The sequence below is a fragment of the Dorea sp. 210702-DFI.3.17 genome, from assembly GCF_020560825.1.
In the GTDB taxonomy this organism is placed as follows: domain Bacteria; phylum Bacillota; class Clostridia; order Lachnospirales; family Lachnospiraceae; genus Dorea; species Dorea formicigenerans.
Map to the genome: position 1 here is coordinate 19,516 of NZ_JAJCNB010000002.1, position 15,057 is coordinate 34,572.

Genomic DNA, 15,057 nt, shown 5'->3' on the forward strand with positions numbered 1-15,057 from the left:
CCTGATTGGATACAGAATTATATGGGAATAAAAATATGAATGAGGAATTATAAAAAATGAGTGGGAAATTATATGGTGTCGGTGTTGGCCCGGGAGATCCGAAGTTAATGACGTACTTGGCAGTGGAGACGATTCAGAATTGCCCAGTAATCGCAGTGCCTGCAGATGGAAAAGAACATGCAATCAGTTATAAAATTGCATCTGGAATTGTGAAGGATATGGATCAGAAAGAATGTCTGGGACTGTCTTCACCGATGACGAAAGACCGGAAAATTTTAGAGAAGAATTATCAAAAAGTATCAGAAGAAATCATAAAGAAACTGGATGAAGGTAAAAATGTGGCATACTTGACACTTGGAGATCCAACGGTTTATTCCACTTATATTTATATCCAGCGTATTGTAAAAAAGTGTGGATATGATGCAGAGATTATTAATGGAGTTCCATCATTTTGTGCAGTTGCAGCCAAACTGGGAGACAGCCTTGCAGACCGATCCGAGCAGCTTCATATCATTCCATCCAACTATGATATCGAAGAGGCGTTGACGCTTCCGGGAAATAAGATTCTTATGAAGGCAGCTTCAAAATTATCAGATGTGAAAAAGATTTTGAAAGATCATGAATTAGAAGCTCAGATGATTGAAAATTGTGGCATGGAAGAAGAGAAAATCTATCACGGCGTAGAAGAAATGCCAGAGAAGGCAACGTACTATACGACATTGCTGGTGAAAGAGGTAATTGATAAAAACAGTTAAAAAAGTATGGGGCTGAGTTCAAGTCGAACGTCCGTGAGACTTGGCGCGTGATTCTAGTCAGAGATAAAAAAGCAGGTAGAGGTTAATTATAATGTGATTAACCAACTCCCTGCTTTTTTTGATGCCAGGCATATGACAAAAAAGGCCGGTAGACTTTTTCTAACTGCCGAGCATACGATAAAAGATTACTTAGTAAAATTATTCTGTTACAACATTTTTCTCTACTGCATTCTCTTTATTTGGGAACATTTTTCCAAAGATAAAACGGATACATGGTCCGCAGTAGAACATCTGCCAGAAAAATGCAACAGGGAAATTGAAAAATGTGGTCTGGAACCATGTGGAAATGATATTTGAACCAGCATTTTTGAAAAGTACAGTTGCAATCAGGCTCATGACCGGGCACATAATGCAGATGATCATAGCAGAAATAGCAAGTGTGATTACAATTGGTCTGTCATTTGGTGCGACCATGCGAAATGCAAGTGCATGTGCAAGCTTATCTACGACAAATAACTCCAGCACAAATGCGACTGGCCACATGATTTTCATTTCGCCAAAAGCCATAAGGAAGACTTTGTTACTCATTCCACCAATATTGAGGGAAATGTTGTAGCAAATCATTACATAGACCATAAGGAATGACATCATCAGTGTAAAAATAACATTTTGAAATAAATTTTTTGGCATAATTGGTGCTCCTTTTTCTTTGAAATATTTTGTGATTAGTTAAAAAAGAGTACAAAAAAGACACTTGTGTTGTTCGTTAATCAAGCATACACTTGTGTCGTTTCCAATTATACCATAGTTCTATATAAAATTTCGTACAGTTATGGAGTATAGCAAAAAAAATGAAAAATTGCAAGTGTTAAAAAATAAACAGGGGACGTAGCAAAACGTCAAAGTACTACGTCCCCATTAGTGATTAACGGTGTCCCTTTTTTTATATTTGTGATATACTGGAGCCAAATATGAGCTGGAAGGACTAGATTATGAAACCTGTAGTAGTAAGAAATGTTGCAATCGGTGAGGGGATTCCGAAAATCTGTGTACCGATTGTCGGTAAGACGATAGATGAGATTTTGAATCAGGCGAAGCATATCTGTGAGATAGGAGCAGATGTAGTGGAGTGGCGTGTGGACTGGTTCGAGGAAGTGAATCATTACGAAAGTGTGGAAAATGCTGCGAAGCAGTTGAGAGATATTCTTGGAGAGACACCGATTCTTTTTACATTTCGGACCGCGAAGGAAGGTGGCGAGCGCGCGATAGAACCAGATGAATATGTAGAGCTGAATGAAAAAATTGCGAAAAGCGGGTATGTGGACCTTGTGGATGTAGAAGCATTTATCGGGGATACATATGTGGAAAAAGTTGTAAAAACGTCGCATGAATGTGGAGTAAAGGTGATTGCTTCTAATCATGATTTTAGGAAGACACCTCCGAAGGCAGAATTAATTTCACGTATGCGAAAAATGCAGGAACTTGGAGCTGATATTCCAAAGATTGCGGTGATGCCGCAGAGCACAGAAGATGTTCTGACACTTTTGTCTGCTACGGAAGAAATGAGACGATGCTATGCAGACCGCCCGGTTATTACAATGTCTATGGCAGGAACCGGCGTATTAAGCCGTCTGTGTGGGGAAGTTTTTGGCTCAGCACTGACATTTGGCGCGGCGGGGAAAGTATCTGCACCGGGACAGATTGATGTGGAAGAATTAAGAACGGTACTTGGAATCATACACAAGAGTTTATAATAAGTATGAATTATTTTTTGTTAAAGCATAGACTTGATAAGAAAGGACTTGAATTCGATTATGCAGATTAGTGTATTGCTTGCAGAACAGATTGCCGAATTATTTCTCATGATTCTCATGGGATATGTGATAGTGAAGCTGGGACTTGTAACAGACGATGACAGCAAAATTTTGTCGAAAATTGTCTTATATATTGTGATTCCGTGTGTTATGATCAATGCATTTCAGATAGATTATACGCCGGATAAAGTACAAGGTATGTTTCTTGCGCTGGTTGCTTCGGTAGTTTTGCAAGTCTTATTATTGATAGCAGTATGGATTATGGGGAAAATATTTCATCTGAATGAAGTAGAGGTCGCTTCTATATACTACTCTAATTCCGGAAATCTGATTGTACCGATTGTGACTTATGTACTGGGGGACGAGTGGGTCGTATACGGGTGTGTATTCATGGCTGTGCAGTTGATTTTTATGTGGACACATGGAAAATATATTATCAGTTCAGGGGATAGGATTGACTGGAGAAAGATTGTGCTTAACATCAATATGATTGCAATTTTCATAGGAGCGGTTTTGTTTTTGCTGAAGATTCATTTGCCGGTGATTGTAGACGATACACTTCGTGCAGTGGGAAGCACGATTGGGCCGGTAAGTATGATTGTAACCGGTATGTTGATTGCCGGTATGAACCTTCGGGATATATTTACAAATCGAAGAGTATACGCAGTTACATTTCTAAGACTGTTGCTTGTGCCGGTGCTGGCACTGATTATTCTGAAAATCAGTGGTCTGGTTACATGGCATCCACAAGGTGAGAAAATTCTGCTTGTTATATTCCTTGCTGTTATTACACCGTCAGCATCAACTATTACACAGATGTGCCAGGTATACGGCGGGAATTCAAAATATAGTAGTGCAATTAATGTTATGACAACGTTACTTGCGATTGTGACGATGCCGATTATGGTATTACTATATGAGAAAATTATTTAATTTCATATTTTGAACACATTTCAGAGATATTTCAAACACATTTTTTGGGTACTTTAAATTGTCACTGTAAAACATGGATTTAGGAAAGGCGTGTGAACCAGTGAAAGAAAGAGTACCTAAAAAATGTGTTTTTTATTTTATTCTTGAATAAAGCAACTACTTAAAAATTTTTCCCTATGAAGTAATATATTATCTTCGAGAAAGTGTATGCTGTGGCGTACGCTGCTGTATGCTTAGATCAATCTGTCTTTTATATCAGCAAAATTAATCTCCAGTTTTCCATCATAAATCATAACAGGGATAATAGCATCAAATGTATACATCTGGGGATAATCTTCTCCTTCGAAGAAATAGCACAGTACAGTCTCACGTTTCGGATCTACAATCCAGTATTCCCGGACACCGGCGTTCTGGTATTTGGAAACTTTCTTTATGTAATCACGGCTGCGGCTGGAAGGAGACACAATCTCAATACAGAAGTCCGGTGCGCCGTAGACTCCTTTCTCCACGAGCCGGTCGAGCTGGCAGATTACGGAAATATCCGGCTGGATCATCGTGCGGTTATCGCAGTCGAGCTGGACATCAAGTGGCGCTGGAAGGACTTTACATGGGCCTTTATTTTTGCGAATATAAAAACCGATGTCCATTAATAGTTCGCTGATAAGTTCCTGATGTACAGAGCGGGGCGCTTCCAGAAAAATCAGATGCCCGTCGATGAGTTCGGCTCGAACGTCGTCCGGGAGGGCATAGTAGTCGTCCAGAGTGTATTCGCCCTGTTTCTTATCGGAAGAAACAGTATAGGCTGCAGCGGTCTCTCTGATTCCATCGATACCGGAATCGATATCTCTAAAAAGGACATCATTCAGTGCCTTCAATGTTGCATAGCGTGGAGATTTTGTCTCGCCATTCAGAATCTTGTTGATGGTACCTGTCGGTATGCCGGACAGTCTGGAAAGCTGTTCTGTTGTAATACCAAGTTCGTTTTTTCTTTCTTTGAATTCTTCCCCTAATGACTTCATAACAGCGCCTCCTTGAAATATTTTGTTAAAATTAGTATATCTATAAAACGGGTGAAAGTCAATGACAAATATCCGAAAATTAAAAAATAACCGTAAACGGTTAAAAACCATTAAAATAACTTGACTGGGAGGCATGGAATAGACTATGATAGTGAAAAAGAAAAAAGTGAGAGGACTGGGGAAATTATGAAAAAGAGTAATCCAAAGGCACTTATGCCAATTGGTGTATTTTTGGTTTTGTATCTGGGGCTTGGAATTGTTTTTGAATACGTGATGAAGATACCGATGGGATTTTACAACATTCCAATTGTACTTGCATTTATGGTGGCAATTTTAGTGGCCTGTTTTCAAAACAGGGAAGTCAGTTTTGATGATAAATTGTCCATCATGGCACAGGGACTGGCAGATAAGAATATTATTACAATGCTATTGATCTTCCTTGTGGCGGGGAGCTTTGTTGGAGTTGTGGGAAGAAGCAGTGCAGAGAGTGTGGCATATTTCATGCTTTCACTGATTCCGGCCAAGTTTTCCGTGGCGGTGTTATTTGTAGTTGCGTGTTTTGTATCAACAGCTATGGGAACTTCAGTCGGAACAATTACATTGATTGCCCCGATCGCGGCAGCAGTTTCTGATGCTTCAGGATTTGATCTGGCGCTCTGCATCGGTTCGGTCATGGGTGGTGCTATGTTTGGGGACAATCTTTCTTTTATATCAGACACGACGATTGCGGCGTGCAACGGACAAGGCTGTCCGATGAAGGATAAATTCCGGGAGAATTTCTGGATTGCATTTCCGGCAGCATTGGTAACGTTAGGTCTGATACTTGTATTGTCATTGCGCACGGATCTTGGCGGGGCAGTGAACCATGAGTATCATCTGATTCAGATGGTTCCATATATTTTAGTACTGATTGGCGGTATTATCGGAATCAATGTATTTCTCGTACTTTTGATCGGTATTTTCTCTGGAATTGTAATTATGCTTGCGACAGGACAGACAAGTTTTGTGGATTTGATCAGCAGCATGGGATCTGGAATTTCCGGAATGTTTGAGACGTGTATGGTAGCGGTACTGGTAGCAGCATTGTGTGCGCTGATTCGCGAGTATGGCGGCTTTGAGGCGCTGCTGTCTGTGATACGCAGGATATTTCGTGGACGAAAGGGCGGTCAGTTTGGCATGGGACTTTTAGTAGCTGCAATGGATATCGCAACGGCGAATAACACGGTGGCTATTGTCATGGCAAATCCAATTGCAGTGGAGATGTCTGAAGAATATGGAATTACACACAGCAAAGCAGCATCACTGTTGGATACATTTTCCTGTATTTCACAGGGAGTCATTCCTTATGGTGCGCAGATGTTGGTGGCATTGTCTGCAATTCACGAGATGGGGCATGAACTTTCAGCATTTGATGTAATACCGAAGTTGTTCTATCCGGGATTATTGTTAGTCAGTTCGCTGATATTTATTTTTATAATTCCTCAGAAGAAAGATTCATAAGTGGATAGAAACTGATTTTGCCGAATAACTTTTGGAAAAATTGACAATGACATTTATTTCTTATATAATGATAACCTATTGAAATGGTAAGAAAAGGGGAATGCAACAGATGTTAAATCAGTTTTCAAGAACACAGTTATTGCTAGGGAAAGAAGCAATGGATAAATTAAAGAATTCCAGAGTCGCAGTGTTTGGTATTGGCGGAGTCGGTGGATATGTGTGTGAGGCTCTTGTAAGAAGCGGAGTCGGTCATTTTGATTTGATTGATGATGATAAGGTGTGCCTGACGAATTTGAACCGTCAGATTATTGCTACGAGAAAGACTGTTGGACAGTATAAAACAGATGTGATGAAGGAGAGAATGTTGGACATCAATCCAGATATTGAAGTAAATGTTCACAAATGTTTTTTCCTTCCGGAGAATGCAGAGGAGTTTCCGTTTGCTCAGTATGATTACGTGGTTGATGCGGTAGATACGGTGACTGCCAAAATTGAACTTGTTATGAAAGCAAAAGAGATGAAAGTGCCGATTATCAGCAGTATGGGAGCTGGTAATAAACTTGATCCAAGTGCATTTCGTGTGGCAGACATTTACAAGACAAAGATGTGTCCGCTTGCGAAGGTTATGCGCCGTGAGTTAAAACAACGTGGCGTGAAGAAATTGAAAGTGGTATATTCCGAGGAGAAGCCAACGAGACCACTGGAGGATATGGCTATCAGCTGCAGAAATCAATGCATCTGCCCTCCGGGTGCAAAACACAAATGCACAGAGAGGCGTGGCATTCCAGGAAGCGTGGCATTTGTACCATCAGTCGTTGGATTAATTATTGCCGGAGAGGTCATTAAGGATCTGACTGTAGAGGAGCGCGCAATTTATTTTAACTAGACAAGACCATCGAAGATAACAAAAAAACTTGAACTGTGTGGTCAGTCAGAAGTGAAATATCTTCTGAAGGGGCACACAGTTTTGGATTAAGGACTTGAAATATCAAGATGGGATTACTTATATTCCACTTTATATGACAATGTCGTTATAAAACAGATATTTAGAAAGCGAGGTACTTTTTATGGAATTACAGACAGCATTTGAAACGAGACGGAGCATCAGGCATTATGATGCTGAGAAGAAAGTAACGAAAGAGCAGGTGGAGACTTTGATCAAGGCAGCAAGTCTTGCACCGTCATGGAAAAATACACAGACTTCCAGATATTATTGTGTATTATCCGAGGACAAGATTGCAGAATTCAGTCAAAAATGTCTGCCGGAATTCAATCAGAAAAATTCAGCAGGTGCAGGCGCGTTAATCGTTACAACATTTGTAAAAGGGCTCGTTGGATTTGATAATGATGGAAATCCGGTAAATGAAGCTGGAGACGGCTGGGGATACTATGATCTTGGACTGCAGAATGAGAATCTGCTTCTCAAGGCAACAGAGCTTGGGCTTGACACATTAGTCATGGGAATCCGGGACGGCGAAGCTATTCGTGAGATGCTTAATATTCCTGAGACAGAAAATGTAGTTGCAGTCATCGCGGTTGGTTACAAAGCAAAAGAAGCCAATATGCCAAAGAGAAAAGAAGTTGAGGAAATTGCAAAATTCTTCTAAAGAAAATATTAGATTCAACGGATATAACATATAAGAACAGAATACAAAAATTTGTATTGATAAATATAGTGAGAAGTCTTGAAGTCGCCATAAATTATAAGAGATATGGCTGGCTGTATCGAACGATCGTCAATTTTTTGCAATTTTACGAGCATAATTAAGAGGACATATGCACTGTCTGAACCGTTTTTTAGGTGAGTTTGCATATGTCCTCTTTAATTAATGGCGTAGCAAGAATGCAGAATTTTTAGAACAATCCTGTAATCTTTCCTTCTGCGTCGACATCAATTCTTTCAGCAGCCGGTACTTTTGGAAGTCCTGGCATGGTCATGATATCTCCGGTCAATGCTACGATGAATCCGGCTCCTGCAGAAATCTTTAAGTTTCTTACAGTAACGTCGAAATCTGTCGGTGCACCGAGTTTAGTGGCATCATCTGTTAAACTGTATTGAGTCTTTGCCATACAGATCGGAGCATTTTCAAATCCAAGGTCAGAGAGCTGTTTTGCCTGTTTCTGGGCAGCAGGTGTCAGGACAGCTTTTCTTCCACCGTAAACTTTCTGTACGATCTGGTCTAATTTCTCCTGGATCGTTGTATCTTCCTCATAGCAGTAGTGGAAGTCATTTGGCTCATCACATAAGCGGATCACTTCTTCTGCCAGCTTAAGACCACCTTCGCCGCCTTTTGCCCATACCTCAGAGAGAGCAACGTTGACGCCAACTTCTTTACATTTTGCTTCTACAAGATCAAGCTCAGCCTTTGTGTCTGTTGGGAATGCATTGATTGCAACAACACAAGGAAGTCCGTATACATTTTTAATATTATTTACATGTTTCATCAGGTTCGGGATACCTTTTTCCAGAGCCTCTAAGTTCTCTTGGTTCAGATCCGCTTTTGCAACGCCGCCGTTGTATTTCAGAGCGCGTACTGTTGCTACGATAACAACTGCGTTTGGCTTCAAGCCAGCCATGCGGCACTTGATATCCAGGAATTTCTCAGCACCGAGGTCAGCACCAAATCCGGCTTCTGTGATGGCGTAATCAGCGAGGTTCAGAGCCATCTTTGTAGCTGTTACAGAGTTACAGCCGTGTGCGATATTTGCAAATGGTCCACCGTGAATAATCGCCGGAGTGTGCTCCAGTGTCTGAACAAGGTTCGGCTTCAAAGCATCTTTTAACAGTGCGCACATAGCTCCTTCTGCGTGAAGGTCGTGAGCGGTTACTGGTTTTTGCTCAGAAATCTTTCCATATGTATAACCAACAATGATGCGGCCAAGTCTTTCTTTCAAATCTGTAATGTCTTTAGACAAACACAGAACAGCCATGATTTCGGAAGCAACAGTGATGTCATATCCGTCCTCTCTTGGTACGCCATTGATTCTTCCACCAAGTCCGTCTGTTACAAAACGAAGCTGGCGGTCATTCATGTCAACACAGCGTTTCCATACAATTTTACGTGGGTCGATATTTAATTCATTTCCCTGGTAAATATGGTTGTCGATGAGGGCTGCTAATAAGTTGTTGGCAGCTCCAATTGCGTGAAAGTCACCGGTGAAGTGAAGGTTGATATCCTCCATTGGTACAACCTGCGCATATCCGCCACCGGCAGCACCGCCTTTGATTCCGAATACAGGTCCAAGAGAAGGCTCGCGAAGTGCGACCATAACCTTTTTATTCAGACGTTGCATTGCATCAGCAAGTCCGACAGTTGTGGTTGTCTTTCCTTCTCCGGCAGGTGTCGGGTTGATTGCTGTGACAAGAATTAATTTGCCATCTTTGTTCTGGGATTTCTTTAAGAAATTGTAGTCAATCTTTGCTTTGTATTTGCCATATTGCTCTAAGTATTCGTCCGGGATTCCGGCTTTCTCTGCAATGGCAGTGATTGGTTCCATTGTACACTCCTGTGCGATTTCGATATCAGTTTTCATCTTCATTTCCCTCCCTGGTCTAATGCAAGCCTCACGTCGCTAGATAAGTACATGCCAGGCAGATGATCTTGCATGCGTAAACACATGCAGGGGCTATGGCTTATCCCCCTGGCATTAATAAAAAAGGACAACATCTATCGTTAGGATAAATGTTGCCCAGACGGTCGGCTTAATACGACTTCTGATTCCTCTGTGGTACTCCACAATTATCCGTCAGTCATCAGAATGCTTAGTAATATCTTATGGTATCCGGAACTAAAAGTCAATGAAAAAATGAACTTCGTTGATATTTATAAGGTAAAATGTTACAATAGTTAGGCAATTTTAAAGTAAATTTTTGAGAAACCAACGACAGGAGGGCATGTGATGACATTACAGCAGTTAAGGTATGTGACGACCGTTGCGGAGACAGGCACTATGAGCGAAGCAGCCCGTCGTCTTTTTGTTTCTCAGCCAGGACTGACAAAAGCAATTAGAGAACTGGAACAAGAGATGGGAATTATCATTTTTGACAGGACGAATAAGGGAATCGAAGTGTCAAAGGATGGAGCGATATTTTTAGGATATGCAAGGCAGGTGCTGGAGCAGGCATCACTTTTGGAAGAGCGCTATAAGCTTCAGGCAGGAGGCAAGAAAGAATTTAGTGTCTCTACACAACATTATTCTTTCGCAGTCAATGCATTTGTTGACCTAATCAAAGAATTTGGCGGGGACAATTATGATTTTTCTCTTCGAGAGACACAGACATATGAGATCATCGATGATGTGGCGAAGATGAGAAGTGAGATTGGAATTTTGTATCTGAACGATTTTAACCGGACCGTATTAAAGAAGATCATCAAGGCAAATGATCTGGAATTTGAGACTTTATTTACGGCCAGACCACACATTTTCGTCAGTACTTCAAATCCGTTGGCAGGAAAAGAATCTGTAACGATGGAAGATTTAAAGACATACCCATATCTGTCTTTTGAGCAGGGAGAACACAACTCTTTTTACTTTTCAGAGGAAATATTCAGTACTACAGAGCGTGCGAAGAATATCCGTGTACGTGACCGCGCGACACTTTTTAATTTACTGATTGGACTGAATGGATATACGGTGTGTAGTGGAGTCATTGATGAGGAACTGAACGGAGCGAATATTGTGGCAGTACCTTTAAAAGAAGAAGGAGATATGGAGATTGGAATTCTGACGCACCACAGAATTCGTGGGAGCCGGATGAGTGAATTTTATATTCAGGCTCTGCGAAAATATATCAGCTGGAAGAATGCCGAGGCATTCTTGATATAAAATTTATATACCAGCAAAACGGTGAAATTGACTTTTGACATGTGCATCTATATAATAGGAAACTGAAAATACAAAGGATGAGTAGAGGTGTTACACATGGTCGGTAAGAATTTTTCGGGAAAGCAGATGTCAGAGGCATTTATAAACAGTGCATTTCTGGCGTTATCAGGAGGTTTTCAGGACGCTTATACATATAATACGAGAGATGAAGTTTTTTCTAACGCGCAGACAGGAAATGTAGTATTGATGAGTCAGCATTTTATGACCGGAGACTGGAAAGCCGGAGTACGATATTTGCTGCCTCTTATAGCATTTGTTCTTGGAGTTTTCGTGGCAGATCAGATCCAGATGCGGTATAAATATGCCAGACGGCTTCACTGGAGGCAGGGGATTCTGCTTGCAGAGATCGTCATATTATTTGTCGTAGGATTTATTCCGCACAGTCTGAATATGACAGCGACGATTTTTGTGTCCTTTGCCTGTGCGATGCAGGTGCAGACATTCCGGAAGATGGGTGGTTATTCCTATGCAAGTACCATGTGCATCGGTAACTTAAGAAGTGGAACGGCAGCGTTTTCTCATTATCTTCAGGATAAAAAAACAGAGCAGTTAAAGCAGGCCGCTTATTATTTTGGAATTATCTTTTTATTTGCGATCGGAGCAGGACTTGGCGGCAACTTGACAGAACATTTTGGAATCCATATGATCTGGATTTCATGTATTCTTCTGGGGCTTAGCTTTTTATTAATGTTTGAGAATGAGTGATAAAAATGAATATAACAGAGTTAAGATATATTATTGAAATTGCACAGTGTGGTTCGGTAAGTGCGGCATCCAAGCGTTTGTATGTTGCACAGCCGAACGTCAGTAAGGCAATCCGGAATCTGGAAGAGGAATATCAAATCCAGCTCTTCGTGCGGACAGCGAGGGGAATGGTTCCTACCAGGGAAGGACAGCAGTTTATTGCGCAGGCGAGACGGGTCATTCAGGAAATTGAAGGGTTGAACCGTAAATTCCCGGGAAATAAAAAAGGGACTGATGTAGAGATGAAAATTTCTATACCAAGAGCCAGCTATGCATCTTATGCATTTGGAAAGTATGTAGAGCAGGTGCGAGATGCAGAAGAGATGAGACTGCATATCCGGGAGTGCAATTCTGTCCAAGCGCTGGACAATCTTACAAAGAAGCATTACAATCTTGCGCTGATCCGGATGGAAGACAAATATGAAGAATATTACTATTCCATTATTCATTTAAGAGGTCTGGAATATGAAAAGATCATGGATTTCCAGTATCGTCTTGTTGTTAATGAGAATGATCCGCTAGCAACGAAAAAACTGAATGGATATGAAGATCTGGAATCTTATATCGAGCTGATACACGGAGATTCCAGACTGCCGAACGGGGAGTATCTGGACATTAAGGAAACGCCGGAGAATCAGAATGCACACAGACGGATTCATGTATATGAGCGTGGCAATCAGTTTATGCTTCTGAAAGATATACCGGGAACTTATATGTGGGTGTCACCGATTCCGGAAGAACTTCTCCGAAGAAATGGACTGGCACAGCGTAAGATAGAATGGCAGCAGCGGCGGATGAAAGATGTTATGGTATATCCGGGCAGAAAGTTTCTGAGTGAAGATGAACGGGAGTTTATCCGGCAGCTGAAGAAAGAAGCAATAGAAGTCTCAAAATAGCGAGGCTTCTTTTTTTGACCTTTAAAGTTACTTGAAACTAATAAATATATGCAAAAGTATATATCACTCATGCTTTATTGATATTTTCATGGCAATAAAAATTGAGATAAAATAGAAATAGAATAAATTTGATTCATGAGGAGGTTTTTTATGTTAGACGCATCTTATTACGAGAAGACAGATGAGATTATTGCCTGTCACACGCGTGAAGAGCGGTCGCTGATTCCGATTATCCAGGATATTCAGGAGGAATACCGCTATCTTCCACCGGAATTATTAAGTTATGTGGCCGGAAAAATTGGCATTTCAGAAGCAAAGGCTTTCAGCGTTGCAAGTTTTTATGAGAACTTCTCGTTTGAAGCAAAGGGCAAATATGTTATTAAAGTCTGTGATGGTACGGCCTGTCATGTGCGTAAATCAATTCCGATACTGGAAGGATTATATAAAGAGCTGGGGCTTAATAAAGATAAACACACAACAGATGATCAGTTATTTACAGTAGAGACCGTTTCCTGTCTTGGCGCATGCGGACTTGCACCGGCAGTCATGATCAATGACGAGGTGTATGGTAAGATGACACCGGAAAAAATGAGTGAATTAATCAAAAAACTGCGGGAGGAATAACAGATGAAACTGGAAAACAGAACACAACTTACACTCCTGCGTGAACAATGCCAGGAGAAGAGAAATAAAGAAACATGTAAGATACTGGTCTGTGGAGGGACCGGATGTCTTGCAGGTGGTTCTGACAAAATCTTTGACAGATTCAGTGAACTGACAGCGGGTATGGATCATGTTGAGGTCAGAATCGGAGCAGAGATTGCACATGGAGAACATGTCGGCGTTAAGAAAAGTGGATGTCATGGCTTTTGCGAGATGGGTCCGCTTGTCAGAATTGAACCTTATAATTATCTCTACTTAAAAGTAAAGCTGGAAGACTGTGAAGAAATCTTTGAAAAGACAGTCCTCCATGGAGAGCCAGTCACACGTCTGATGTACAAGCAGGATAATGAGGTCTATCAGACTCAGGAAGAAATTCCATTCTATGCAAAACAGACAAGACTTGTTCTGAAAAACTGCGGTCACATTGATGCAGAACATATTGAGGATGCACTGGCAGTAGGTGCATATGAAGCATTTGAAAAAGCTGTATTTGAGATGACGCCGGAGGCCGTAATCAAGACGATTACCCAGTCAAATCTGCGTGGACGTGGAGGCGCTGGTTTCCAGACTGGAAGAAAATGGTCCCAGGTTGCCGGACAGAAAGAAAAGATCCGTTATGTCGTCTGCAATGGTGATGAAGGAGATCCGGGAGCATTCATGGACAGAAGCATCATGGAAGGAGATCCGCACCGCATGATCGAAGGTATGATGATTGCAGCCTATGCGGTACAGGCACAGGAAGGATATATTTATGTCCGTGCGGAATATCCGCTGGCAGTCAGCAGACTTCGCATTGCAATCAGACAGGCAGAAGAGCTTGGAATTCTGGGAGACAATATTTTGGGAACAGGATTTAGCTTCCATTTACATATCAACCGTGGAGCAGGAGCTTTCGTATGTGGTGAGGGCTCAGCCCTGACAGCATCCATTGAAGGTAAGCGTGGAATGCCGCGTGTAAAACCGCCTAGAACCGTTGAAAAGGGATTGTTTGGAAAACCGACGGTTCTGAATAATGTTGAGACTTATGCGAATGTACCGATGATCGTGAAGCATGGAGCTGACTGGTATACAGGAATCGGAACACCGGAAAGTCCGGGAACGAAAGCATTTGCCCTGACGGGAAATGTAAATAATACTGGTCTGATCGAGGTGCCGATGGGTATTACGTTAAGAGAGATCATCTTTGATATTGGCGGCGGAATCCGTGATGGCAAGAAATTTAAAGCTGTTCAGATCGGAGGACCATCAGGAGGATGTCTGACAGAATCACAGCTGGACAGTAAGATGGACTTTGATTCACTGACGAAGATTGGTGCCATGATCGGTTCTGGCGGACTGGTTGTTATGGATGAGAATACCTGTATGGTTGAAGTTGCAAGGTTCTTTATGAACTTTACGCAGCGTGAAAGTTGTGGAAAATGTGTACCATGCCGTGAGGGAACGAAGCGTATGCTGGAGATTCTGGAGCGTATCGTTGCCGGAGAAGGAAGAGAAGGGGACATCGAAGAGCTGAAAGAGTTAGCTGATATGATTGAAAACACAGCTCTCTGCGGTCTTGGAAAGAGTGCGCCAAAACCGGTAATCAGCACGATTCAGGCATTCCGGGAAGAATATGAAGAGCATATCCGTGATAAGAAATGCCGTGCCGGTATCTGTGCAAATCTCCGGAATTATAAGATTAATCCGGAAAAATGTAAGGGATGCTCCAAGTGTGCAAGAAATTGTCCGGTTGGTGCCATTTCAGGCAAGATTAAATCACCGTATGTGATCGACAGCGCAAAATGTATCAAATGTGGAGCATGTTTAGAGAATTGTTCCTTTGGTGCAGTCTATACAGAATAACCGA

The 15,057-nt window shown here is 41.6% G+C and carries 14 protein-coding genes and 1 riboswitch; of the genes, 11 read left to right on the plus strand and 3 right to left on the minus strand.

Annotated features, from left to right (window positions below; all coding sequences use genetic code 11):
* The first annotated feature begins 56 nt into the window (after positions 1 to 56).
* Entirely contained in the window at positions 57 to 755 is a 699-nt protein-coding gene (gene cobI, locus LI149_RS02470) for a precorrin-2 C(20)-methyltransferase (RefSeq protein WP_227142932.1), read from the plus strand.
* A 198-nt stretch (positions 756 to 953) separates the two neighbouring features.
* Here cobI and LI149_RS02475 read toward each other — a convergent pair whose 3' ends face one another.
* On the minus strand, positions 954 to 1,445 hold the full coding sequence (locus LI149_RS02475; RefSeq protein WP_227142933.1) for a DUF2798 domain-containing protein: 492 nt from the start codon (positions 1,443 to 1,445) through the stop codon (positions 954 to 956).
* A gap of 302 nt (positions 1,446 to 1,747) precedes the next feature.
* Here LI149_RS02475 and aroD point away from each other — a divergent pair, with 302 nt between their 5' ends.
* Together aroD and LI149_RS02485 are read left to right on the plus strand one after the other, a co-directional pair.
* Positions 1,748 to 2,509 carry a type I 3-dehydroquinate dehydratase gene (aroD, locus tag LI149_RS02480; protein WP_227142934.1) on the plus strand — a complete coding sequence of 254 codons (762 nt, stop codon included), beginning with the start codon at positions 1,748 to 1,750 and terminating at the stop codon, positions 2,507 to 2,509.
* Positions 2,510 to 2,569: 60 nt separating this feature from the next.
* Complete coding sequence (locus LI149_RS02485; protein ID WP_117657217.1) at positions 2,570 to 3,502, plus strand: AEC family transporter; 933 nt, start codon at positions 2,570 to 2,572, stop codon at positions 3,500 to 3,502.
* A gap of 233 nt (positions 3,503 to 3,735) precedes the next feature.
* On the opposite strand, the gene LI149_RS02490 is transcribed toward LI149_RS02485, so the two are convergent.
* Complete coding sequence (locus LI149_RS02490; RefSeq protein WP_227142935.1) at positions 3,736 to 4,521, minus strand: Uma2 family endonuclease; 786 nt, start codon at positions 4,519 to 4,521, stop codon at positions 3,736 to 3,738.
* A gap of 186 nt (positions 4,522 to 4,707) precedes the next feature.
* Between LI149_RS02490 and LI149_RS02495 the strand changes: the two genes are divergently transcribed.
* The 3 genes from LI149_RS02495 to LI149_RS02505 all read left to right on the plus strand — a co-directional run bounded on the left by LI149_RS02495 (position 4,708) and on the right by LI149_RS02505 (position 7,628).
* Complete coding sequence (locus LI149_RS02495) at positions 4,708 to 6,021, plus strand: Na+/H+ antiporter NhaC family protein (RefSeq protein ID WP_005339443.1); 1,314 nt, start codon at positions 4,708 to 4,710, stop codon at positions 6,019 to 6,021.
* A gap of 109 nt (positions 6,022 to 6,130) precedes the next feature.
* Positions 6,131 to 6,907, plus strand: coding sequence for a ThiF family adenylyltransferase (locus LI149_RS02500; protein ID WP_005339445.1), 777 nt, complete (start codon positions 6,131 to 6,133; stop codon positions 6,905 to 6,907).
* 181 nt (positions 6,908 to 7,088) lie between these two features.
* Positions 7,089 to 7,628, plus strand: coding sequence for a nitroreductase family protein (locus LI149_RS02505; protein ID WP_005339447.1), 540 nt, complete (start codon positions 7,089 to 7,091; stop codon positions 7,626 to 7,628).
* Between the two features lie 247 nt (positions 7,629 to 7,875).
* Here LI149_RS02505 and LI149_RS02510 read toward each other — a convergent pair whose 3' ends face one another.
* The gene (locus LI149_RS02510) at positions 7,876 to 9,561 is read right to left on the minus strand and encodes a formate--tetrahydrofolate ligase (RefSeq protein WP_029731455.1); all 1,686 of its coding nucleotides are present in this window, start codon (positions 9,559 to 9,561) and stop codon (positions 7,876 to 7,878) included.
* Between the two features lie 141 nt (positions 9,562 to 9,702).
* Positions 9,703 to 9,786: riboswitch (ZMP/ZTP riboswitch) on the minus strand.
* A 135-nt stretch (positions 9,787 to 9,921) separates the two neighbouring features.
* Here LI149_RS02510 and LI149_RS02515 point away from each other — a divergent pair.
* From LI149_RS02515 to nuoF, 5 genes are all read left to right on the plus strand, one after another.
* Positions 9,922 to 10,848, plus strand: a complete 927-nt coding sequence (locus tag LI149_RS02515; protein WP_005339451.1) for a LysR family transcriptional regulator — start codon at positions 9,922 to 9,924, stop codon at positions 10,846 to 10,848.
* 96 nt (positions 10,849 to 10,944) lie between these two features.
* Complete coding sequence (locus LI149_RS02520) at positions 10,945 to 11,613, plus strand: YoaK family protein (RefSeq protein WP_005339452.1); 669 nt, start codon at positions 10,945 to 10,947, stop codon at positions 11,611 to 11,613.
* Between the two features lie 5 nt (positions 11,614 to 11,618).
* On the plus strand, positions 11,619 to 12,548 hold the full coding sequence (locus LI149_RS02525; protein ID WP_227142936.1) for a LysR family transcriptional regulator: 930 nt from the start codon (positions 11,619 to 11,621) through the stop codon (positions 12,546 to 12,548).
* A 150-nt stretch (positions 12,549 to 12,698) separates the two neighbouring features.
* Positions 12,699 to 13,172, plus strand: coding sequence for an NAD(P)H-dependent oxidoreductase subunit E (locus LI149_RS02530; RefSeq protein WP_005339454.1), 474 nt, complete (start codon positions 12,699 to 12,701; stop codon positions 13,170 to 13,172).
* A 3-nt stretch (positions 13,173 to 13,175) separates the two neighbouring features.
* Positions 13,176 to 15,053 carry an NADH-quinone oxidoreductase subunit NuoF gene (nuoF, locus tag LI149_RS02535; protein WP_005339455.1) on the plus strand — a complete coding sequence of 626 codons (1,878 nt, stop codon included), beginning with the start codon at positions 13,176 to 13,178 and terminating at the stop codon, positions 15,051 to 15,053.
* Positions 15,054 to 15,057: the final 4 nt, after the last annotated feature.

Excerpts from the sequence above, each read along its gene's own strand:
- cobI (WP_227142932.1), top strand. The coding sequence starts at position 57 with ATGAGTGGGAAATTATATGGTGTCGGTGTTGGCCCGGGAGATCCGAAG.
- LI149_RS02475 (WP_227142933.1), bottom strand. The coding sequence starts at position 1,445 with ATGCCAAAAAATTTATTTCAAAATGTTATTTTTACACTGATGATGTCA.
- aroD (WP_227142934.1), top strand. The coding sequence starts at position 1,748 with ATGAAACCTGTAGTAGTAAGAAATGTTGCAATCGGTGAGGGGATTCCG.
- LI149_RS02485 (WP_117657217.1), top strand. The coding sequence starts at position 2,570 with ATGCAGATTAGTGTATTGCTTGCAGAACAGATTGCCGAATTATTTCTC.
- LI149_RS02490 (WP_227142935.1), bottom strand. The coding sequence starts at position 4,521 with ATGAAGTCATTAGGGGAAGAATTCAAAGAAAGAAAAAACGAACTTGGT.
- LI149_RS02495 (WP_005339443.1), top strand. The coding sequence starts at position 4,708 with ATGAAAAAGAGTAATCCAAAGGCACTTATGCCAATTGGTGTATTTTTG.
- LI149_RS02500 (WP_005339445.1), top strand. The coding sequence starts at position 6,131 with ATGTTAAATCAGTTTTCAAGAACACAGTTATTGCTAGGGAAAGAAGCA.
- LI149_RS02505 (WP_005339447.1), top strand. The coding sequence starts at position 7,089 with ATGGAATTACAGACAGCATTTGAAACGAGACGGAGCATCAGGCATTAT.
- LI149_RS02510 (WP_029731455.1), bottom strand. The coding sequence starts at position 9,561 with ATGAAGATGAAAACTGATATCGAAATCGCACAGGAGTGTACAATGGAA.
- LI149_RS02515 (WP_005339451.1), top strand. The coding sequence starts at position 9,922 with ATGACATTACAGCAGTTAAGGTATGTGACGACCGTTGCGGAGACAGGC.
- LI149_RS02520 (WP_005339452.1), top strand. The coding sequence starts at position 10,945 with ATGGTCGGTAAGAATTTTTCGGGAAAGCAGATGTCAGAGGCATTTATA.
- LI149_RS02525 (WP_227142936.1), top strand. The coding sequence starts at position 11,619 with ATGAATATAACAGAGTTAAGATATATTATTGAAATTGCACAGTGTGGT.
- LI149_RS02530 (WP_005339454.1), top strand. The coding sequence starts at position 12,699 with ATGTTAGACGCATCTTATTACGAGAAGACAGATGAGATTATTGCCTGT.
- nuoF (WP_005339455.1), top strand. The coding sequence starts at position 13,176 with ATGAAACTGGAAAACAGAACACAACTTACACTCCTGCGTGAACAATGC.